This is a genomic window from Sphingobium sp. LSP13-1-1.1 (genome assembly GCF_040676415.1).
In the GTDB taxonomy this organism is placed as follows: Bacteria; Pseudomonadota; Alphaproteobacteria; order Sphingomonadales; family Sphingomonadaceae; genus Sphingobium.
This window is the reverse complement of the sequence record NZ_JBEGHU010000017.1, coordinates 1-20,664: the sequence shown is the minus strand read 5'-3', so window position 1 is coordinate 20,664 and position 20,664 is coordinate 1. Positions and strand designations below refer to the sequence as shown.

Here is a 20,664-nt window from a genome sequence, read left to right as displayed (position 1 = left end):
ATTTCATATTCACTTCACAGATCTATTCATGTCCTTTCACTTGCGATGAGTGGGCAAATAAAATTGCGCGTTAATTGCGCAGATTGTTTATATTTTGACGCACTAATATTATAATAATCCTGTCAACTGCCGGAGCTCTTTGGTCGCGATGCTATGCATTGGTACGAGGTGGTCAGCGCACCGTTGATCATCCTAACTGAGGAGGATCATCATGGCTCTCGACATCGTGACCCAAAACATCATCATCGATGAGACAACGGGCTTTCAGGATGATGATGTTGACCCGTCCCTTCATAACAACGCTACGGTGAACTACCTTCTATCGCTCGACAGTTCGGGCGGCCTGAGTTCGCCCCAGGTCGCCTTCAAGGCCGACTTCGTGACGGCAACGGCGACTGGAGGCGACACTTTCTCCTCAGTGTCTCTCACCCAGAGTCTCACTGGAACTCCATTTTCCACCACCGTGGGCGTGAACAGCGACATTCGAACGGTCGATGGCAACTATGTCTGGCTGTTCCAGGATCCGAACAATGCCAATGTAGTCATCGGCGTGATCGGGACGTCCGACCCGACCACCATGCCTCAACCAACCGGAGCGCTCGCCTTCTCGTTCGCGCTTATCAACACCACTACCACCACGCCGGATCTATATCTGGTGCAGTATGTGGCGTTGTTCCAACCGGATCCAACCGTCACCGACGAGCGCATCGACCTCACCAACAAGGTATTCGCCTCGCTCTCTGCGACCACCACGGTCAGCTTTTCGGGCGCGAATGCCGCGCCCGGCAATCATGACTTCTACGCCATCAACTCGCCCACGGACACGTCCAAGCAGCTTCTGGTGATCGGTCTCAACGGCGGTACCGCCAACGTCAGCACACAGGGTTTCGGCGTCAACAACCAGAACATCAATCCGAACGAAACACTCCAGGTCGATTTTGTGACCGGCGCCAACCTGGCCGCAGGCACCGCCTCGCAGATCCAGTATGGCAGCCATGTCGAGGATGTCACGCGGGCCGGATTCACGATCAACCAGATCACGCCTTCCCAGCCGGATAAGCGGGTCGACATCAGCATCACCGCCTTGAACAACACGGGGAACGAGCAGGGCACGGACTTCTTCGACGGAACCGCGACCAATCCGGTAGACATCACCAGTATTAAACTGACGGGAACGTCGGGATTTGCGACCGTCATCACGGCAGATGGAACCTATGCGACGGGAAGCGGCAACGTCACCATCACCGGGCTTGGAGGGACCGGGAACGTTGTCACTATCACTGGGCTCGATAACGTCACCACGGTCGATATCACGACCGCCACCGGGATGGACCGGCTACAGGTCAAGGGTGTCGATGCCAATGAAGGCTGCGACATCACCGAATTCCATTTTTCAACGACGACCCCCAATGCCCGTACCGAGGAGGTTGGCTCCTTCATCAACTTCGACGATTCCGGTCCGGATCTCTCGATCACGGCCGCGCCGGTGGTTGGCGCCCTCGAGGTGATCGAGGCGAGCAACATTACCGGACAGAGCCAGGCGACGATCACGCCGCCCAGCTTCACCGCGAGCGCGGTTGACGGCGCCACGACGAATGTAGGTTACGCCTTGGCCCTGGTGGGCTCGACCGCGACGGGGTTGCAGACGACGGCGGGCAACAAGGTGATCACGCTTGTGGCCGACTCGGCCAGCCTGATCTCTGGCAAATATGACAGCGACAATAATGGCTCCCTCGATGCTACGGCATTCACCGTGACACTGTCCGGCACGACGGTGACGCTAAGGTCGATGGTGGCGCTCGAGCACGACAACACGCAAGGTGGAAGCGAAGACAACACGCTCGACCTTAACGGCCTTATCAAGGTCGTGGCGACGGTTTCGGTCACGGACGGCGACAACGATCCTTTGTCGCAGCAAAGCTCCAGCCTGGCGTTGTCGATCACGTTCGACGATACCGATCCGACGCTGTTGATCACATCGCCGCCGACGGTTGGCACTGCTGCGGTCGGCGAGGCAAGCGGGGCCGGCGGCAAGAGCACGGTGCCCATCACGGCTCCGGGCGTCACGGCGAGCGCCGTCGATGGCTCCACAACGGATGTGAGCTACGCGTTGAGCCTGGGAGGCACTGCAACAGGTCTTACCACGACGGCCGGCAATCATCCGATCACGCTGGTAGCGGACTCGGCATTCCAAGTTTCGGGCAAGTATGACAGCGACAATAATGGCTCGCTCGACGCGACGGCCTTCACGGTCGCACTGTCCGGCTTGCAGGTGACGCTGACGTCGCTGGTTGCGCTCGAACACGACAACTCGCAGGGCGGCGGCGAGGACAACACGCTCGACCTCAATGGCCTGATCAATGTCGTGGCGACAGTGACGGTCACGGACGGAGACAATGACTCAGTATCGCAGCAAAGCACGACGGCGTCGCCGCTGTCGCTGACCTTCAATGACACCGATCCGACAGCGGTCCCATTTGACGCCGATCCTGGCGGTACGGGCGATCATTCGCTGGAACATTTGGGCAATGCGATAGGGCAATCAGCCAGCGGCAAGATTGGCTATAACATGACAGACCAGATCGCCGCCGCTGACTATAATCTGGTGACGCCTGTCAGCGACTTCGTCGATGCCGATCCTGTCACTGCCGGCGTGCAGATCAGCCTGACGGGTTCGATTTCTAATCCGCAGACCCCGGCTATCACCCAGGCGGTCGCCACCCTCGTCTCCGAAGATATCAACTCCGCGACTTTCAACTTCTCGTTCCATTACGACAAGGACCCGATCACTGCTGGCGTGCAGGATTCCACGGCGGCCGGCACTCTTTATCTCGACAAGGTCAATGACACCTACACGCTCACTCTGACCGACGTGATCGACGGGTTCAGCTTTGATGTGCTCCACACCAGCGAATTGCTCGCCAAGGCTCCCACCGGGAACACGGGACATCCGTTGATCGTCGCCGAGCAACTGACCCCGAACGGCGATCCCGATCCGTTCTTCGTTCAGTTCACCGGAAATTCGATCACCCAGCAGATCGGCTTCGGGTTCAACTCGTCCGGCGACGGAGCGGCCGTTGCAGGCGACATCACGTTTAACGGTTCCGCCCACGACATGGTTACCAACACCAACGAGGACTGGGTCAGTGCGACCCGAGACACCAATGGCGTCGCGGGCGATACGATACAAAAGGGTGAACTGCTGACGCTGCGGTTCTTCGATCAGAACATCCTCGGCGATGTTAATCCAAAAGCTGCCGGCGGCGGCACTGAGCGGACTGACCCGACAACGGAAGCTAGTGGCGTCGTCATCAAGTTCGACGGTATCGGCATGTCCGAGGATCTGGTCGTCATACTCGATCTGAAGGACGCGAACGGCGATGAAATAACGAGAGCCATCAACGTCCAGAACTCGGACCTGATCAAGGGCAACGCAAATATTCCCGCGCCCTACAACATCGAGTTCACGCTGGATAACAACGATGCCCTGCTCGTCATCGAACAGAATGACTACGCGGCCGCTGGTGAAACTTACCAGATCCAGGGCATCCAGATCATGCAAAGCGCCAATGGCTTGTCGGGTGACGCCATCGACCTGACCGGGGCTACAGGAGCCGGGAACGGCAGCAGCACCACGACCGGTCTGACGGCTTGGGATCCGCTGGACAATGATGTTCTGAAGATTGTCGATATCGGCTTTGTTCAGCAGACGAGTGGCACATTGAATGCCGACCTCGATTTTGCCTTCGACATAGCGGACGGCGACCTGGATCTGCTCGGCGTCCAGCACATCAATGTGCGAATTAGTGATGAGTTCATCGTTTAAGCAACAATCGTCTTACGGGAGGGGTGGCGCGCCACCCCTCACCTTTTTAGGGCAGACCGTTGCGGTCATCTGCGGCCAACTGCTTTGCCGAAGAGGTGATGGCGGCATTCCGATTAATCTGCCTCTAAGCTGCCATTCTGGAATCGGCCAAGGGGCGGGCGGTCGGGACGAAAACCTGACGGTTCGCAGTTGGGCGCCAGAAATTGGCCGCTGAACGTCTGCAAAGGGTCGGAAGTGAACCTGCTCCAGCCTTGGGCGGCAAAGGCATATCGAGCCGATAAATGGCGTCGCCGCCCAGTTCATCAGGATTTTGCTACGAAAGCTTGTCCTGGAATTGAGCGGCGGCGTTGCTACATCCGATCCATTTCACCGATCACTCAGATCGACTCATGTTCGGTTGCTGACAGCAGCATACACCTCAATAGTGCGCCACCCAAGCAATTTGCGTGACTTTCGACACCTGACAGAGCAGCAAAATTTGCGCATTGGCCTCCCACCTTGGCGAAGCGCACCGGGCAGGCGGATTGTGCCGAGCCGCACCGATCATTCGGCCCACATGAGCACCCGCCAATATGCCCGCCTGGTATATGAATGGATCACAGGGATCGGCCTGCCCAGCGAAGATTATGGCACGCACTCCCTGAAGAGGACAAAGGCGTCGATCATCTACAAGGCGACCGGAAACCTCTGTGCGATCCAGATTCTGCTGGGGCATACGAAGATCGAAAGCACGGTCAGATATCTTGGGGTGGATGTGGAGGACGCCTTCACTCTGGCGGAGGGCACAGAAATTCGATCTTGGCTGGCTCCTCGCATCTGCGAGGAGCGGGTACCGAATTCGCGTCTGCCGCGCGCCAAATCATGACGTTCGATTGATTCTGTCATCCGTTTGGAAGCGGACATTCTCCGGCAACTCGTTATTCTATGTATCTGAGCAGGCCTCATTGGGGTTTCAGAACGCCGCGTGGAGCAGGCCTTACCGCCCGCCCAATTTCTTTTGAACCGAGGGGCAATGACGGGATAGTCCAACTTCGCGGTTGAACCATTGCTCGGCAATTTCACGATCCTCGAATGGTGCTGTTTCAGAAATGCGCAGTGATCGGATCAAGTAGGAGGGTGATCCATCGGTCGGTTCCAATCGCCACATTTGAACGCCCTCTTCCTGAAGCAGAAGACTCTTGCGGTCAGATCCCTCCAATCTCCTGCTGTTTTCCGCCTTGCGCATCATTGCGATCGCCAGGCCTGACGGCGGAGATCTTCGACCTCCCGCTGAGTCAACGGTTCGCCGACGATCCGGGCATCCACCTCGTTCATGACAGATGCCGGAAAATCACTTCCGGCCAGACGGAAGTCTGGCGAGGCGGGGACTAAGGAGGAAGGATTGGCCAGCATGGGGATGGTCCACCCATTGCCGTCCCGGCAGCCAATGCCTGCATAGCCGCCGTCGATGCGGAAAGTGCGGCAGACGCCCTTTGCACTGCGAAAACTGAGTCCGATATGGATCGGGCTGCCCACGCCATCGGCCCATTCGGTGAGCGCTTTATCGAGGCGACTGGTCGCCACTAACTGCCCGTGCTGTTGGACTACCAAGCCCTGTTCCCACCAGTCCATCCGGCCGATGATCAGCCCGCCCACCAGCGAAGCAGCGATGGCGCCGCACCAGAGCGATACGGAAATGCGGCGCCTTTGCCTGGCTTCTCGCTTCGGAGCGAGCTGGGTGACGACGCCCTGATCCCACAGGCCCAGCTTCTCCAGTTCCGCTGCATCGAAACGCTTTTCGGCCGGAACGGGATAGGCGATGTGCAATTGGGTGAGGACGTCGCGATGATCGTCCGCCGCCTGCGCTAGTCCGGGGTCGCCCGCCATTCTCGTTTCGAAGGCCAACCGGGCTGCACCGGTCATTTCGCCGTCGAGATAGGCCACGATCTCTTCATGGATGCGGTCGGTCATGGCCTGCCCTCCATGATCTGGCGGGACAGCGCAGCGCGCCCGCGGGCAAGGCGGCTGGTCAAGGTTCCTTCGGGTATTTCAAGGATCTCCGCAGCCTCCGAGTAGGAAAGCTCATTGAGCACGACCAGCTTGATCGCCAGCCTCTGCTCCTCCGGCAAAGCTTCGACCTGCTCGCGGAGCCAGCGGTTTTCAGTGCTCCGTTCGAGATCGCTGGCGGTTGCGCCTTCGTCGGACAGCAAGTCATCCTCGGGCATCGGCTCGACAAGCCGGGCCCAGCGGTTGCGCATGCGGACCTCATCCAGCCAGATATTCTTCATGATCCGTGCCGCCCATAAATCGAGTCTGCTGCCCGGTTCCCAACCGTCTTCCCGTTCCAGCACGCGCGCGATGGTCTTCTGGAACAGGTCGTCGCCGTCCTGACGGTTGCGCACGATCACGCCCGCCAAGCGATGCAGGCGCGGCAGCACCGCAATCAGTTGGCGTCGAAGATCGGACAAACTAGACTTCCCTATGGATGAAACGTCCGGGACGAGACGTTTAATCCCGAGAGGGCGTATGAAAGCAAAAAAAATCTTGTCGATCGTCATGGCGGGCGTGCTGATCGCTGGCGGTATGGGGTTTCCGGCCATGGTGGCGCTGGCCCAGATGCGGGGCGGCCCGCCGCGCGACATGCCGATGCCCAGCCTGCCGCGGGCGGCGATCGAGCATGGCCGGGCCAGCGAGGTCGGGCGGCCGATCGATCCCTGGGAACGCGGTCTCGAACGGGCAGAGGCCGCCCAGGCCGAGCGCCTTTCGCGCAACCAGCGGGACAAGGCGGAGACGACCGCGAAGCAATATCCTGAGGATTATGAGCTGGATCGCAATGGCGCGCTCGCCATTCGGGGCGAGGTGTTGGCGAGTGATCTGCCGGATCGGGCGTTGGCGGCGGCGCAGCGGGCCGGTTTCTCTGTCGTGCGGCGGGAGCAGGTCGAGGATCTGGGGCTGACCATGACCGTGCTGACGCATCCGGGCTGGTCTGTCACGCGCATGGTGGACGCGCTGCGCCGGATTGCGCCAGATGTCGCGATTGAGGCCGATCATCTCTTCTTTCCATCCGGGGCAGTGGGGTCGGGTAGCGTCCCCGGCATGCCGGTGCGTGGCCAGCATGGGGATTGGCGCGTAGGCATGATCGATACCGGAGCCGAGCCAGTGGCGCGTCAGGCGCGTCTGGTGCAGCAGGGTTTCGCAGCCGGAGGCGTGGTGCCCAACGATCACGGCACGGCGGTCGCGGCTATTCTGGCGCGAACCCCGGCCTCTGGAGCCGTCTATGTCGCGGATATTTTCGGCAATGGTCGCCGGGGTGGGACGGCGGAGTTGATGGTGAGGGCGCTGGGCTGGATGGCGCGGCAAAATGTACCGGTCGTCAATATTGGCATGGTCGGACCCTATAATGGGGTCGTGGCCTCCGCGGTTTCCATCCTCGTCCGGCGCGGTTTCCTGATCGTGGCGCCGGTCGGCAATGATGGGTCGTCGGCCAGACCGCTCTATCCCGCGTCGCTGGAGGGCGTGATCGCGGTTACGGGCGTCGACGCACGAGGCGTCCTGCTGCCGGAGGCGAGCCGTGTGCGGAAGGTGGATTTCGCCAGCCCCGCCATCCTCTCGATCCGGGGCGTTGCGGGCAATATGGTGCAGATGCGGGGAACCTCCTTTGCCTCGCCAGTGGTCGCTCGCCAACTGGCGGAATTGCTGCCTGCGCCGGCTCCACGGGCCGCACGAGCGGCGGTCGAAACCTTGGCGCGGTCGGCGTGGCAGCCGAAAAAGGGTCGGTCGTTGCCGGGGCATGGCGTCATCGGAATGCCCCAGCCCTCTCATTGAGACTTTCCCGTTGAGAGACGTGCGATTTTTCCGATGAATGGCAGGACGCTGGGAAGAACCGGCCTTGGTCAGACGTTCTTATCCTGTGGGGGCGCTTTGTGCGCTCAACCTCGAGGAGAATGTGATGTTGGAAAGCAGATATTGGTCCCTGGCGGGCGTGGCCGCCATCGCCTTGGCGGGCACGGCCATCGCTCAGACGACGGACAGTTCGACACAGCATGGCCAGGGCCTTGGCACCGATGTATCGGCCATGGCAAAGGCTCAGAAGGATGCCCAGACTAAGGGCATAGGCGCGGACGTGTCAGCCATGGCCCATGCGCGGAACGATGCGCGCAAACAGGATCATGGCGACGATAGCGATGATGCGGATGACGCGACAGCCACCATCAGCACTGCTGATACGCAAGCAACTGCGGATGTGACGGGCCGTGATCACGCCTCCGACAAGTCGGCGGCTGCCGATGCTGCCGTCGTGGCCGCCGCGAAGGGCGACAATGCCTCCATCAAGGACGGTACCGGCGCGGTTGCGACATTGCGTGACAGCCGGTCCAGCGCCAGCGATGCGCGCGGTTCGGTCAGCGATGCCCGTCAGACCGCAGCGGCGGCCCGGGCGGCGGCGGCCGATGTGCGGAGCAGCGCTCAGGACGCCCGCGACAATGCGGCGGCGGTCCGCGAAAACGCCACGGCCATCAAGGATGCCGTGCGCGCGGCGCGGCCCGGCCGGGGCGGCTGAATAAAGCAAATTCAAGGTTTGGCGGGCGGGTTCGATGGACCCGCCCGCTTTTGCGCAAAAGGGGAGAAGAAATGAAGGGGATCATGACGCTGGCTCTGGCCGGCATGGTGTGCATCACGGCGGTGGCGCCCGCCTTGGCACAGGATGACAGCAGTCTGACGGCGATAACCGGGGTCGACTATTCCAGCGGCGATTACGGCACCGGGGTCGACACCAATATTCTCGTCGTGCCGATGAGCCTGCGTTACAAGACCGGCAATCTGCGCCTGACCGCGACCTTGCCCTGGCTGCGGATCGACGGGTCTTCGGCCATTGTCGGTGGCGGTTCCGGCGGGATCGTCATCGATCCCAATGCGCCGCGCACCACTCGAAGCGGGCTGGGCGATGTGACCGTCGGCGCGGCCTATATGATCCCGGAAGACCGCATGGGCTTTGGCCTCGATCTGTCCGCCCGCGTGAAGCTGCCCACCGCGTCCAAATCCAAGGCGCTGGGCACCGGCAAGGTGGACGTCACGGTTTCAGCCGAGCTTTCCAAGACATTCGGCATACTGACGCCCTTTGCCAATGTCGGATATCGGATGCCGGGCGATCCATCCGGGTTCAACCTGCACAACGCCTGGACCGCATCGGGCGGCGTGAGCGCGGCGCTGGGCAAATCGGTCCTGATCGCATCCTATGACTATCGGGAGACGACCAGCGATTTTGCGCGTGACAGCCATGAACTGTTCGGCGCGTTCAGCACCCCTTTTGCGCAGAAGCTCAATCTGACCCTCTACGGCACGGCGGGGTTGAGCAAGGGCGCGCCGGACTATGGCGTGGGGTCGATGGTCAGCATCAAATTCTGACGCAAGAAGGATAGGAACCGCAGAGAGGGGTTAGCCGCTCTGCGGTTCTGCACGGCTTAGTGAATGCCTATGATATCGGCCGTTCCGTCGGGATCATTCTGCACCGGGCCGCCATTGTTGGCGTTGCCCAGCAGAAGCAGTCCCGCCAGATGCGGCGCTGCCATCGATGTTCCCGACAAGGTCACATAAGAGCCGCCCTTGGTCGTCGAATAGATCGATACGCCGGGCTCCGAGAAATCGATCGGCGGATTGCCGAAATTGGAAAAGGACGCGAAATTCCTGCTGCTGTCGAAGGCGGACACGGTGTAAACTCCAGGCCCATTGGCGCGCGCCGGGCTGTAATTATTGGCATTGTCGCTCGAATTGCCCGCAGCGATCGTGAACTTGACCCCATGGGCGGCCGCGGCGTTGATGACTGCTGCATCAAGGGCGTCAGAAGCGCCAGCGCCCAGGCTGAGATTGGCGACGTCACCAGCACGGCCATATTGGGCGACATAGTCGATGCCAGCGATGACATCGGAAACCGAACCGCGTCCGGTGCGATCCAGCACTCGCACGGAAACGACCGCAGTGCACGGCGCCACGCCGACCACGCCGATGCTGTTATTGCAGGCCGCGATGATACCCGCGACATGCGTGCCATGCCCATTGCCATCATTGGGCGAGGAGTCTCGCGTGAAGCTGATATTGCCGGTTTTATTGACGTTGAGATCGGGGTGGGTGAGGTCGATCCCGGAGTCGATGACCCACGCCAGTGCAGGAGACGTCGTGATACCGCCGCCAACCAGTTTCACCCCCCAGGGGATGGTTTGAGCGGGCTGAACGCTGCCGCCACCGCTGCCGGGCTTTGCCGTCGCGACTTGCGATGCGCTGGCGACCTGGTCCTGCTCGCAAAAGGCGATGCCGCTGTTGACCTTGTCTATTCGGGCGACTGCCTGAGCCGACATATGGGCGGCAAAGCCCCGGATCGAATGACGATATGTCCGCAGTAGATTGCCGCCTTGTGCCCCGACGACGCGGTTGGCCTGAGCCTGGACATTCGGTTGCGTGATGGAAGGCTTGAACACGCAGATATATTGATCGGCAATCACCTGCTTGGCCGTTTTGGGCGCCGCCTGTGCGTGACCGGCAATCGCCAGAAGCGATGCAACGCCCAATATCCCAACGGGCATCTTTTGCATGAGCCTATCCTTCCCCCAAAAGTCGCAGCCAAGCTGCAAAACAAGATTTAACATAGCGACAGCGTTTCGGGCTTAAGCGAAATTTACCAATGCATTCCCAATGCTAAGCGCCCCACCTCCGGAGTGGAGATGGGGCAGGGTTTGTAACCCTTTCAAGGGTTGGCAAGAGCAAAAGCGGCAATACCCCGGATCGTATGGGAATGCGATATGCCGAACGGCCTATGGGGTTGGTTTCAAAGCCGTAACTCAGTTCCTTGCATCAGAATAATTTGCTGATCCCCAGCGAGACAGCGGGGCTGGTTTTCCCATTGGCCTACACTGTCACGCCAGTGCCCAGTTGCAGGTCAAGCTTGTTGGAAATGGGCTCGTCGAGGACGCGCTGGCCCTTCGCTGCGGCGAAGCGCCAGACCGCCATCATGAACGAACGGCAGGAATCTGGAACGCCAATTTCGTCCATGCGCGGCAAAGATGGGTCGATTTCAACGTGACTGCTCGATGCTGTTGTTTGCCGCATATTCCCCGGTGACCCTTGCGTTTGTCCTCGATATTCCATATTTTGTGGACAGAAAGGTGGCCTGATGTCCAAGCCTATGACTTTGAATGTGCGCGTCAGCGGTGCTCTCAGTGACTTTGTCTCCGCTAATATCGGAGACGCTGGTGCCTACGAAAATGTGAGTGAATATGTCCGAGACTTGATTCGGCGCGATAAGGAACGGGTCGAGAGTGAGCGCTTGGCGCTCCTCCAGGCTGAGTTGGTCAGCGCATTTGCCGCGCCGGAGGGCGACTATCAGTCTCTTGATGCTGACGCGGTCATAGCCCGCAACGCTCATAACTGAGTCTCATGATCGGATATCGCGTCCAGCAGGCCGCCAGTCGGCGGATTGACGACATCTACATCCACACGCGTGAAACATGGGGGGAGGATCAGGCCGACCAATATATCCGGGGCCTTTTTGCACGGTTGGACGATATTGCTGCGCGGCGCCTTGCCTGGCGGGATGTGCCACGGGAACTGGGCATTCAAGGGTTCTATTGCCGGTATGAGCGCCATTATATCTACTGGCGTGTTTTGTCAGATGGTGCCGTTGGTATCGTGACGATTTTGCATGAACGCATGCATCAGATCGATCGTTTTCGACAGGATTCTCCACACTGAGAGTGACCCTGTCCCGGTTTTGCCACCGGCCAGAACGAGAGATCCGGCGCTTCATCGGCCGGGGTTAACCCCGGCCGATGAAGCAAATTCGGCAGGCGTCATGAACCCCAGGGATGTGTGAGGTCAGGTCTCGTTGAAGTCCGTCCGCCACGCCTCGATCTTGCTCCTGGCGTCGTCCAAAGACAAGAACCAGTGCGTGTTCAGGCATTCATCGCGCAGCCGGCCATTGAAGCTTTCCACGAAGGCATTGTCGGTAGGCTTTCCCGGCCTGCTGAAGTCCAGCGTGACACGGTTGATGTAGGCCCAGTGGTCGAGCGCCCGCGACATAAATTCCGGGCCGTTGTCTGAAGACCAGCGTTGAGCCAACTTATGATCGCTATGATCTCGAAGAGGAGAAGCGACGGTGCCAACGGCGTGGCGCTCCCGATTTGCACGATCTGCGTGTTCAGGAAGCCATGGCTTGCCTAAGCCGATCTCGGCTCTTTTCAGCCCGAGGGGGCGATGCTTGGCAGTGCGGGCTTCGCATCTCATCAGATGAGAAATCGGTCGCTCCGGCCGCTGGTTTAACCGGAAGGTTTGGCCTAGTTTTATCGAGCCATCCTTGTTGGGAATTTGCAATGGATCTCCAGACTAGAAAGAAGACCAAGGTAGCCATCATCGGTTCGGGCAATATCGGCACCGACCTGATGATCAAGGTGCTGCGCTTGTCGAACGTGCTCGAAATGGGCGTAATGGTGGGCATCGACCCGGCGTCGGATGGCTTGGCGCGTGCATCGCGGATGGGCGTCGCTACGACGCATGAAGGCATTGACGGCCTGCTGGCCATGCCCGAATTTGCTGACGTGGAGATCGTTTTCGATGCCACCAGCGCCGGCGCGCACAAGCGCAACAGCGAATTGGTCTTGGCAGCAGGCAAGCGCATGATCGATCTGACGCCCGCGGCGATCGGCCCCTACACGATCCCGCCGGTCAACGGCGAAGCGAACCTTGACGCAGCGAACGTCAACATGGTGACCTGTGGTGGGCAGGCGACCATCCCTATGGTCGCGGCAGTCAATCGCGTTGCCAAGGTCCACTATGGCGAGATCGTTGCCTCGATCAGTTCGAAGAGCGCCGGCCCGGGCACGCGTGCGAACATCGATGAATTCACCGAGACGACCAGCCAGGCCATCGTAGAGGTCGGCGGGGCCACTCGTGGGAAGGCGATCATCATCCTGAACCCGGCCGAGCCGCCCCTGATCATGCGCGATACCGTCTATTGCCTGTGCGAGGACGCCGATCGCGAGGCAGTCCGCCAGTCGATCGACGATATGGTGGCGCAAGTGCAAAGCTACGTGCCGGGCTATCGCCTGAAGCAGGCCGTGCAGTTCGAAAGCATCGGGGGCAACCGTCCCTTGCGCATTCCCGAGATGGCCAGCACGGGACAAACCGAGTTCACCGGCCTCAAGGTTTCGGTCTTCCTCGAAGTGGAAGGCGCGGCGCACTACCTGCCTGCCTATGCCGGCAATCTCGACATCATGACTTCGGCTGCCATGAAGACCGCCGAAAAGATCGCCGAAAGGATGGCGGCATGACCCTGAACTGCACTTTCAACGATCCCACGAGCCAGAAGCTCTACATCCAGGACGTTACGTTGCGCGATGGCATGCACGCCATTCGTCACCAATATGGCCTCGAGCACGTGCAGGCGATTGCCAGGGCGCTCGATCAGGCCAAGGTTGACGCAATCGAGGTGGCGCACGGCGACGGTTTGCAGGGCTCCAGCTTCAACTACGGCTTCGGCGCCTATACCGACTGGGACTGGATCGGTGCGGTTGCCGAAGTGCTGGAGCATTCGGTGCTCACCACGCTGCTGCTGCCGGGCATCGGAACGGTGCATGACCTCAAGCACGCTGCGGAAATGGGCGTCAAGTCGGTCCGCATCGCCACGCACTGCACCGAAGCCGACGTTTCGAAGCAGCATATCGAGGCCGCACGCAATCTGGGCATGGATGTTTCGGGCTTCCTGATGATGAGCCACATGACCAGCCCCGAAGCGCTGGCGCAGCAGGCTTTGCTGATGGAAAGCTATGGCGCGCATTGCGTCTATGTCACCGACAGCGGCGGGGCGATGAGCATGGACGACTACGCCGCCCGGGTTCAGGCCTATGACCGCGTGCTCAAGCCGGAAACGCAGCGCGGCGTCCACGCGCACCACAATCTCTCGCTCGGCGTGGCGAACTCGATCGTGGCCGTGCAGAACGGTGCGGTCCGTGTTGACGCGAGCCTTGCCGGCATGGGCGCTGGTGCGGGCAACGCGCCGCTCGAGGTGTTCATTGCTGCTGCCGATCGTATGGGCTGGAACCATGGCTGCGACCTCTATGCGTTGATGGACGCCGCCGAGGATCTCGTCCGTCCGCTGCAGGACCGTCCGGTGCGCGTGGATCGCGAAACGCTTACACTCGGCTATGCCGGCGTTTATTCGAGCTTCCTGCGCCATGCCGAGAAGGCTGCGGGGGACTATGGCGTCGATACACGTTCGATCTTGGCTGAAGTCGGGCGGCGCAAGATGGTTGGCGGTCAGGAAGACATGATCGTCGACATTGCGCTCGACCTGGTCAAGCAGAAGGAAGCCCACCAAGGCTGACGACATGCGCATTGCGGTTGTCGGAGCGGGCGCGATAGGAAGTGCAGCCGCCGCCATCCTGGCGGCGGCTGGCCGCGATGTCGTGCTGGTTGCGCGCGGGCAGAGGTTGCGCGCGCTCCGCGCAGCCCCGCAGATCATATATGGCGGCGGCAAGGCAATCGAAGTGCCGCTCCGTGTCGCAGCAGCGGATGACGGCTTGCCGCAGGTCGACCTCTCGATTTGCTGCGTGAAGATGCCGGATCTGGAACAGGCGCTCCCGGCCGGCAGGGCCGGTGTCATTCTGACGCTCCAGAACGGTGTCGAAGCGCATGAAACGGCGGCGCGCCTGGTGCCCGATGCACACATAGCCGCAGGACGCGTACATGGTTTCTTCGAGATGGACGGTGATGCGGTCCGTCATGTGGGGGTGCCTCCTTCAATCCTGTTCGGATGCACCAACGGCGACCGGACTCTGGTCGATCAGGTTGTCGGGGGCCGCTTTCGCAAACACGACCCTTCCGGTTGAGGCTGCTCCGGACATCCGCCGCAGTCTGTGGGAGAAATTCCTTCTGGCCGCATGTCTTGGCACAGTGGCCGCCGCGCTTGATCTGCCGGCGGGCTCTGTCCTCTCCCATATGGACGGTGAGAGCCTGCAGCAACGCGCATTGGCCGAAGTGGCGGCGGATGTCCGGAGCACGAGGCCCTGGGCGGTGCAGTCCTGCGGCTTGCTGCGCAGCATGGCATTCCGCACCCGACTTTCCTGATGCTCGACAAGATGATCCGGCAGCGGGCGCCTTGCTGAATCTTAATCCGTCACCGGACATATCCGGCTTGGCGTTGCGGGACGAAAATCCCTGACCGTCTTACGCAGGTCGGCAATCTTAGCCGCAAGCCCCGTTACATGCTGGACAAAGAGTCTGCTTAATGCTTTCGCCTGCTCAAGGTACGATTGCAAAAGCAGCCGGTCGTTTGCAGGCCGCCGAAGAAGCAGGAAAATCAGCATGGATTCCAAGTACTACAGCCATTGGCATCTTGCCTCGAACGAGCTGGAATACAAGGTAACCGAGTTCGAGTGGTCCATCATCCGCTGCTACGAAGCGTTCAGTCGCTGGCTCGCGACGGCCGGCGCCATCGTGGCCGACGGTGATCTGAAGGTTTCGGAATATCTGATCCTGCAGGTCATCCGCATGCTTGACCGCCCGCGCAACGGCATGACCATCGCGCGCATGCTCAACCGCGATGACGTTGCCAATGTCCAGTACAGCTTGCGTAAGCTGGAGAGCCATGGACTGATCCAGAAGATCAAGGAGCCGGGAAGCAAGATTCACGCATTCGATGTGACCGATAAGGGCAAGAAGGCCTGTGAGGAATTCTCGGTGATCCGCAGGGAATTGCTGATCGAAAGCGTAAAGGGTCTCGAGAACCTGAACGAGAAGCTCGGAAATGCCACGCATTTCCTCTCCTTCCTGACCGGGGTCTATGAAGAGGTTTCGCGCACGTCGGCAGCGCTTTCGCACACGGCCACAGAGATTTCCTGAGGGCGGGCGAGAAGGCAGGCTTTGGCCTGCAGACAGACTGGAGCGGGTTTCGATCTGATTGAATCAGATCGCCGCTCTGGTTTCCCTGTTTTCCGCGATTTCCTAATCAGCGATCGGTTCCGATCGTCTGGAAATCGCTCTACCTGCTTCAGGGCGATATGCGCCCTGAAGCAGGTAGCAGTTGGAATGGACCGCTATCACCGACTTCTGCTTGCCGTGATCGAGGCCACCCCAGGGAGTTCAGGTGTAGACTTTCGTGCCGCCAGTGGTGTGAGGTTTGCGGCTCGGATCGTTGTCACGAAGATTGACTTCGGCGATCTGGTTGCCGTTCGGCGCGGCCCATGAACTGTGGCGCCGCCAGACTTCCGGATCGTGGCCGGGGATCATGCGATCGGTCTTCTGCTTGAGCAGTTCCTTGATCTCACGATAAACCTTGATCTGGTTGAACGCGTTGCCCTGATGGTAACCGGGAGGCCACATGTTCTCGATATTATGGTACCAGTAGACCGCATCTCCCGCCATGGCATAGGGTCCATTGCGGGTGTGGACCTCGAACCATTGCGAGCCGAAGGTATGGCTGTCCTTGGCCAGACGCGCGATCACGCCGGGCAGCACTTCCTCGTCACCGCGCACGAACTTGATCCGGCCGTCGGCGACACCCTGTGAAGCGCGGATGAGATCCTGTGGATCGAACGAGGAGAAGATCCAGGCCCGTTCCTCTTCGGTCTCGTGCTGGTGGGCGGCGCAGACGGCGTTTGACCAGCCCATATACTCGTCAAACTGGATATAGAGCTTGGCGTTGGGAAAGGCCTCGAAATTGCCCATATGATCAAAATGCATGTGGGTGACGAGGATCGTGTCGACGTCTTCCGGCGAGAAGCCGACCCGGCCGAGCACGTCTTTTGGCTCTTCCCAGCTGGAGAAGGCATAGCGCGTCAGCCAATAGTCATTGCGGAAGCCGCAGTCGACAAGCGCAACATGCTGCTTGCCGCCGACTTCACCGCCCACGAGCAGGGTGTAGATCATCGGGGCGTGCACATCGCCCTTGTTGCTGTAAGGACCCGAGCCGCCGAAAAAGTCCTGCATGATATCGACCTGGCAGTAGGCGAGGGACCAGATCGAATAGTCGGTATCCCTTTTGGGGAATGTGTTAAGTATCGGAGTTGACACCCTGTTTCTCCCGGCAGCTATTATCAGAAGTTATACCTGGCACCCAGTTGGAAGAGGCGCGGCGGCTTGTAGGAAACCTCGTTGCAACCGCAGAGCGAAGCCAGATCGAAGCCCTGCACGCCGGCGCGGACATCGGTGAGGTTGCGGACGCGCAGGTTGAGGGTCCAGACATCGTTGGTCCAGCCGAGCCCGGCATTGACCATCACGTACCGACCGAACTTGTCTGCATCGAAGTTCCTGAGATTGTAGTAGAAGCTGGAGCTGTACTGGGCGTCTGCGCCGATCGAGAGCTTCCCGCCAAAGGCGTCCCATTCGTAGCGGGCAATGGCGCTCGCCTGGAAAGCTGGAGCATAGACAGGCTTGACGTCACGCGTGATCGGCCCGCCCACGCGCAGCGGCACGTCCTTCACCTTGGCATCGAAATAGGAAACCGAGACCCCGAGATCGAGCCCGTCTGCCGGAGCGGTGAACAGGCTCGCTTCCGCACCGTAGTTCCTCGCGTCGGCGTTGACGACAACGCCAGATACACCGCTGAACAGGAAGGCCTGATAGTCGCTGTAATCATAGTAGAAAGCGCTGGCATTGAAGCGCGTCTTGCGATCCGGGGTCGTGTACTTGAAGCCACCTTCGTAGCTGAGCAGGACTTCCGGGCGGTATGGGATCGCACTTGCCGGAACACCCAGTCCCCCTGGTATCTGGGCGTTGTAGCTGCCGGCCTTCACGCCACGGTTGATGCCTGCGTAGACGAGCAGGTCAGGCGTCACCTGAAAATCGAGCTGGACCTTTCCGGCCCAAAGCGAGGAGCCCTTCTTGTCCACAAAGGGAGCCGGCCCGTTTGCGCCGAAGACCGGACCGATAACAAAAGGCGTGCCGACCTGGGCCTGCCGGGAATCCGTTGTTCCCCAGATGCCCTGAAGGAAGTTGTAGTCCTTCAGTTCGCGGATGAAGCGGCCGCCCGTGGTGAGTTTGAGGCGGTCTGTCAGATGCCAGTCGATCTGACCGAACACGGAATAGGAATTCGTGATCAGGTGGGCATCTGTCCCGAGATCGAATGGTGCGCCCGGCACGACGCTGCCGACGGGGAATTTCAGGCCGTTGATCGAGTGCGTGTCGATGTGGAGGTAGTAGAAACCCGTCGTCCAATCGAACATGTCGGTCTTGCCGGAAAGGCGGAATTCCTGGCTCAATGTCCATGCATCGACGCCTTGATAGTTGCCGGTCTGGTTGCCCGGACCCGCATCGACGTCGAGAAAGAGAAGCTTGTAGAACTTCTTGTAGTCCGTAACCGAAGTGAGCGTGATGTCGTTGCCCAGTTCGAACTCGCCGTTGAGATTTACGCCATAGGTGTGAGACTTGTTCAAACCCGAGAAGGCGAAATCCGAAGAAGTGCGGAAGTCAGCGCCATCGGGATCGATATAGCCGAAATAGTCACCCCCCGCGACCGGACGGCCGAAGCTGTCGCCGAAGACGCCGTCGTTATTGAGGTCCGAACCCGCGTCCTGACCATTGGCTCCGATGGATGCTCGCGTTTCATTGGGGGCTGCATTGATGACGTTGATCAACTCGCCAGCGGCATCGAACTGCGCGATAGTCGGCTTCTGTTGATAGGCTGCGGTTGCGAGGCGCGATCGGCCGGCGTTGATCGACAGCGTGATGGACGCACTGTCGTTCGGCTTGAACAAGGTGGTCAGACGGCCGGCGAGGGTGTCGTCGTCACCCATGTTCGCTCCTGCGCCTGCGCCCGGCGAGCCGCCGACCGCACCCAGCGGATAGAGATTGCGCAGCAGCGCTCCGCTCTTGTTCCAGAGAACCGCGACGCGGGTGGCGACCTTCTCGCCCATCGGCAGATTTAAGGCCGCCTCGCCGCGGAACGTGCCCGGATTCGCCGGTGAGTCGTAAATGCCGTAATTCAGATCGACGAAGCCGCTGGTTTTTCCGAGTTCAGGCTTAACGGTGATATAATGCACCAGGCCGCCGGTGGCGTTCCGCCCGAAGAGAGTGCCCTGCGGTCCTTTCAGCACCTCGACGCGATCGATGTCGAACAGAGCGAACGTCTGTCCCTGGCCGATCGCAATGTAGCCATCGTCAAGGTAGACCGCGTTGGGTGCTTCCACGACGTCATTGAAGTCATTCTGGGTGACGCCGCGGATGGTGTACTGGCTGTTCTGCCCGGCAATGGCGCCGCCGAGGTGTACGCCCGGGGTGAGGGCTGCGATATCGCGAGAGTCGACGACGTTGAGGGCGCGAAGCTGGTCGCCGGAATAGGCGCTGATCGCGATGCCGACATTCTGGATGTTTTCTGAACGGCGCTGTGCCGTGACGATGATTTCACCGCCCAAGGCCGATTGCCCCGTTGATCCGGACGTGTCCGCGCTTTGCACCTCGGCGGTAGCTGTCGTCGACTGTGCTTCCTGAGCATGTCCCGTTGTAGAGATCAGAGCAAAGGTTGCGGTGCTGATGCCAAGTAGAGCCTTCGTTCTTAAACGCATGTCCCATTCCCCCATCTGGCCGGCTCCAGCCGGACTCTCGTTATTCGAGATATCACGTCAAAATAGTAAGATCAATTGAAAATCAATCTAAGATGCAGGCAGTTTCGATCAAAGGTGGAAAAAGCCAGCGACCGCGCTGCCAGGCCGTGGCAAAGCTGCGATTGCAAATTGGGTGAACGGAGGATGTGGCCTGAAGGAACGGGCTGCCGGCGCGCGCCTTAAGGGCGGACCCATGCGGCGGCTTACCAGTCCAGGGCTAGAGCAGTAGCAGTTCGCTGAACCGATGTGGCCCGCCACGTTCGAACTGCGTACCGGCCCGTGGCGCCCGCAAGCCAAATCAAAAAGCCTGACCCGCGACCGATGGAAGCGTTAGCGAGGAAAGTCAGAGGATCCCTTGCGGAGTTGGGGACAGGAAGGCGCCACACAAGACCCTCGGCACGGCATGGCCATTCGTCGTGCCGAAGGCACTGTCCACGGCGCATTTCTTTACTGCCTTTGGGCACGCCGGCCCGCCATTATCCGCCCAGATCATGCTGCTGCGATCCCACTCCAGTTCGCTTTCCGGCGTCCAAAGGTGGGACTGGCATAATTTAATATATGGGGTGCTTGACAGCACAAGAAAAATCGACAAGTTTTGCTCAAAGGCCGAAACTAACGAAATTAGTGCCTGTATGTTTCATTCGTGCGAAATTGCTCGCAGCGGCATCGAAGGTACCGGGCGAGGCGAGCCCATAAGGCGGTCATCCACACGCGTGTGAGACGAACATCATCGGACGCTCTGCAAGGGGCGCGATTGCTTGAGGCGTATTCGGCTGGATCAAGATCAACCGGGCCACACCACCGATAAGATCACCTGGCCAACAGTCCCCGCGGAATGGTCCATCTCGCCACTGCCAGATACCGGCTCAAATTTAGCCAAGGTCTGGCAGCATCTTGGAATGATTTCTCTTGATCTTGATATGTAGACTCGATATCTCGAATATCGAGAGTCCGGAGGGAACCGGGCTGATAAAGGGGAATAAGGCATGCGTTTAAAAACGAAGATTCTGCTTGGTATCGGCGCCACGACTTTCGCCCTGGTTTCCACAACGGGATATGCTCAGGCGCAGGCCCCGCAGTCGAAAGCCTCTGAAGGCGGTATGGACAACGGCGAGATTGTCGTGACGGCGCAGCATCGTGAGCAGCGTCTTCAGGATGTCGGCATCTCGATCACCGCCCTGGGGAGTGAGCAGCTGGCCCGGCTTGGCGTGACGAGCAGCATCGACATTGGCCGCATTACGCCGGGCGTCCACGTTTCGGGCAATTTCGGTGGCCAGA

General features: G+C 59.9%; 18 protein-coding genes and 3 pseudogenes. 13 read left to right on the top strand and 8 right to left on the bottom strand.

The features are described from left to right. Window positions 1–211 precede the first annotated feature (211 nt). Both MRBLSP13_RS11310 and MRBLSP13_RS11305 read left to right on the top strand, forming a co-directional pair. Window positions 212–3,826: a beta strand repeat-containing protein gene (locus tag MRBLSP13_RS11310; protein ID WP_363754559.1), complete on the top strand. Its 3,615-nt coding sequence runs from the start codon at window positions 212–214 to the stop codon at window positions 3,824–3,826. 523 nt (window positions 3,827–4,349) lie between these two features. Continuing rightward, window positions 4,350–4,619: pseudogene (locus MRBLSP13_RS11305) on the top strand (tyrosine-type recombinase/integrase); the annotation flags it as partial. A 183-nt stretch (window positions 4,620–4,802) separates the two neighbouring features. Here MRBLSP13_RS11305 and MRBLSP13_RS11300 read toward each other — a convergent pair. The 3 genes from MRBLSP13_RS11300 to MRBLSP13_RS11290 are packed head-to-tail and all read right to left on the bottom strand — an operon-like array spanning window position 4,803 to window position 6,363. Continuing rightward, complete coding sequence (locus MRBLSP13_RS11300; protein WP_363735810.1) at window positions 4,803–5,054, bottom strand: hypothetical protein; 252 nt, start codon at window positions 5,052–5,054, stop codon at window positions 4,803–4,805. Next, window positions 5,051–5,776: a hypothetical protein gene (locus MRBLSP13_RS11295; RefSeq protein WP_133654631.1), complete on the bottom strand. Its 726-nt coding sequence runs from the start codon at window positions 5,774–5,776 to the stop codon at window positions 5,051–5,053. The genes MRBLSP13_RS11300 and MRBLSP13_RS11295 overlap by 4 nt, the downstream gene beginning before the upstream one ends. Continuing rightward, window positions 5,773–6,363, bottom strand: a complete 591-nt coding sequence (locus tag MRBLSP13_RS11290) for an RNA polymerase sigma factor (protein WP_166666449.1) — start codon at window positions 6,361–6,363, stop codon at window positions 5,773–5,775. The genes MRBLSP13_RS11295 and MRBLSP13_RS11290 overlap by 4 nt, the downstream gene beginning before the upstream one ends. On the opposite strand from MRBLSP13_RS11290, the gene MRBLSP13_RS11285 reads away from it, so the two are divergent. The 3 genes from MRBLSP13_RS11285 to MRBLSP13_RS11275 all read left to right on the top strand — a co-directional run bounded on the left by MRBLSP13_RS11285 (window position 6,350) and on the right by MRBLSP13_RS11275 (window position 9,208). Next, the gene (locus tag MRBLSP13_RS11285) at window positions 6,350–7,630 is read left to right on the top strand and encodes a S8 family serine peptidase (protein ID WP_363754557.1); all 1,281 of its coding nucleotides are present in this window, start codon (window positions 6,350–6,352) and stop codon (window positions 7,628–7,630) included. The genes MRBLSP13_RS11290 and MRBLSP13_RS11285 overlap by 14 nt on opposite strands. Before the next feature lie 124 nt (window positions 7,631–7,754). Next, complete coding sequence (locus MRBLSP13_RS11280) at window positions 7,755–8,363, top strand: hypothetical protein (RefSeq protein WP_363754555.1); 609 nt, start codon at window positions 7,755–7,757, stop codon at window positions 8,361–8,363. Window positions 8,364–8,434: 71 nt separating this feature from the next. Further along, the gene (locus tag MRBLSP13_RS11275) at window positions 8,435–9,208 is read left to right on the top strand and encodes a transporter (protein ID WP_363754553.1); all 774 of its coding nucleotides are present in this window, start codon (window positions 8,435–8,437) and stop codon (window positions 9,206–9,208) included. Window positions 9,209–9,264: 56 nt separating this feature from the next. Here MRBLSP13_RS11275 and MRBLSP13_RS11270 read toward each other — a convergent pair whose 3' ends face one another. Then, window positions 9,265–10,389: a S8 family serine peptidase gene (locus tag MRBLSP13_RS11270; RefSeq protein ID WP_363735805.1), complete on the bottom strand. Its 1,125-nt coding sequence runs from the start codon at window positions 10,387–10,389 to the stop codon at window positions 9,265–9,267. Window positions 10,390–10,702: 313 nt separating this feature from the next. Next, window positions 10,703–10,846 carry a hypothetical protein gene (locus MRBLSP13_RS11265; protein WP_363754551.1) on the bottom strand — a complete coding sequence of 48 codons (144 nt, stop codon included), beginning with the start codon at window positions 10,844–10,846 and terminating at the stop codon, window positions 10,703–10,705. Between the two features lie 121 nt (window positions 10,847–10,967). Here MRBLSP13_RS11265 and MRBLSP13_RS11260 point away from each other — a divergent pair, with 121 nt between their 5' ends. Together MRBLSP13_RS11260 and MRBLSP13_RS11255 are read left to right on the top strand one after the other, a co-directional pair. Next, window positions 10,968–11,225, top strand: coding sequence for a ribbon-helix-helix domain-containing protein (locus MRBLSP13_RS11260; protein ID WP_133654637.1), 258 nt, complete (start codon window positions 10,968–10,970; stop codon window positions 11,223–11,225). A gap of 5 nt (window positions 11,226–11,230) precedes the next feature. After that, entirely contained in the window at window positions 11,231–11,545 is a 315-nt protein-coding gene (locus MRBLSP13_RS11255; protein WP_363735803.1) for a type II toxin-antitoxin system RelE/ParE family toxin, read from the top strand. A gap of 51 nt (window positions 11,546–11,596) precedes the next feature. On the opposite strand, the pseudogene MRBLSP13_RS11250 reads toward MRBLSP13_RS11255, so the two are convergent. Further along, window positions 11,597–11,890 (bottom strand): annotated as a pseudogene (locus MRBLSP13_RS11250) (integrase core domain-containing protein); the annotation flags it as partial. A gap of 272 nt (window positions 11,891–12,162) precedes the next feature. Here MRBLSP13_RS11250 and MRBLSP13_RS11245 point away from each other — a divergent pair. The 5 genes from MRBLSP13_RS11245 (at window position 12,163) to MRBLSP13_RS11225 (ending at window position 15,688) form a co-directional block, all read left to right on the top strand. Continuing rightward, complete coding sequence (locus tag MRBLSP13_RS11245; protein WP_363754572.1) at window positions 12,163–13,119, top strand: acetaldehyde dehydrogenase (acetylating); 957 nt, start codon at window positions 12,163–12,165, stop codon at window positions 13,117–13,119. Next, window positions 13,116–14,171, top strand: a complete 1,056-nt coding sequence (dmpG, locus tag MRBLSP13_RS11240) for a 4-hydroxy-2-oxovalerate aldolase (RefSeq protein WP_363735802.1) — start codon at window positions 13,116–13,118, stop codon at window positions 14,169–14,171. The genes MRBLSP13_RS11245 and dmpG overlap by 4 nt, the downstream gene beginning before the upstream one ends. A gap of 4 nt (window positions 14,172–14,175) precedes the next feature. Then, window positions 14,176–14,676, top strand: coding sequence for a ketopantoate reductase family protein (locus MRBLSP13_RS11235; RefSeq protein ID WP_363754549.1), 501 nt, complete (start codon window positions 14,176–14,178; stop codon window positions 14,674–14,676). Next, entirely contained in the window at window positions 14,558–14,914 is a 357-nt protein-coding gene (locus MRBLSP13_RS11230) for a ketopantoate reductase family protein (protein ID WP_363754547.1), read from the top strand. Before MRBLSP13_RS11235 ends, MRBLSP13_RS11230 begins: the two co-directional genes overlap by 119 nt. 237 nt (window positions 14,915–15,151) lie before the next feature. Beyond that, entirely contained in the window at window positions 15,152–15,688 is a 537-nt protein-coding gene (locus MRBLSP13_RS11225; protein ID WP_133654642.1) for a winged helix DNA-binding protein, read from the top strand. Window positions 15,689–15,928: 240 nt separating this feature from the next. Here the strand turns inward: MRBLSP13_RS11225 and MRBLSP13_RS11220 are convergent, their stop codons facing one another. Together MRBLSP13_RS11220 and MRBLSP13_RS11215 are read right to left on the bottom strand one after the other, a co-directional pair. After that, entirely contained in the window at window positions 15,929–16,774 is an 846-nt protein-coding gene (locus tag MRBLSP13_RS11220; RefSeq protein ID WP_133654643.1) for an N-acyl homoserine lactonase family protein, read from the bottom strand. A 107-nt stretch (window positions 16,775–16,881) separates the two neighbouring features. Then, window positions 16,882–19,362 carry a TonB-dependent receptor gene (locus MRBLSP13_RS11215; protein ID WP_363754545.1) on the bottom strand — a complete coding sequence of 827 codons (2,481 nt, stop codon included), beginning with the start codon at window positions 19,360–19,362 and terminating at the stop codon, window positions 16,882–16,884. Window positions 19,363–20,372: 1,010 nt separating this feature from the next. On the opposite strand from MRBLSP13_RS11215, the pseudogene MRBLSP13_RS11210 reads away from it, so the two are divergent. Further along, window positions 20,373–20,664, top strand: a pseudogene (locus MRBLSP13_RS11210) (TonB-dependent receptor); the annotation flags it as partial.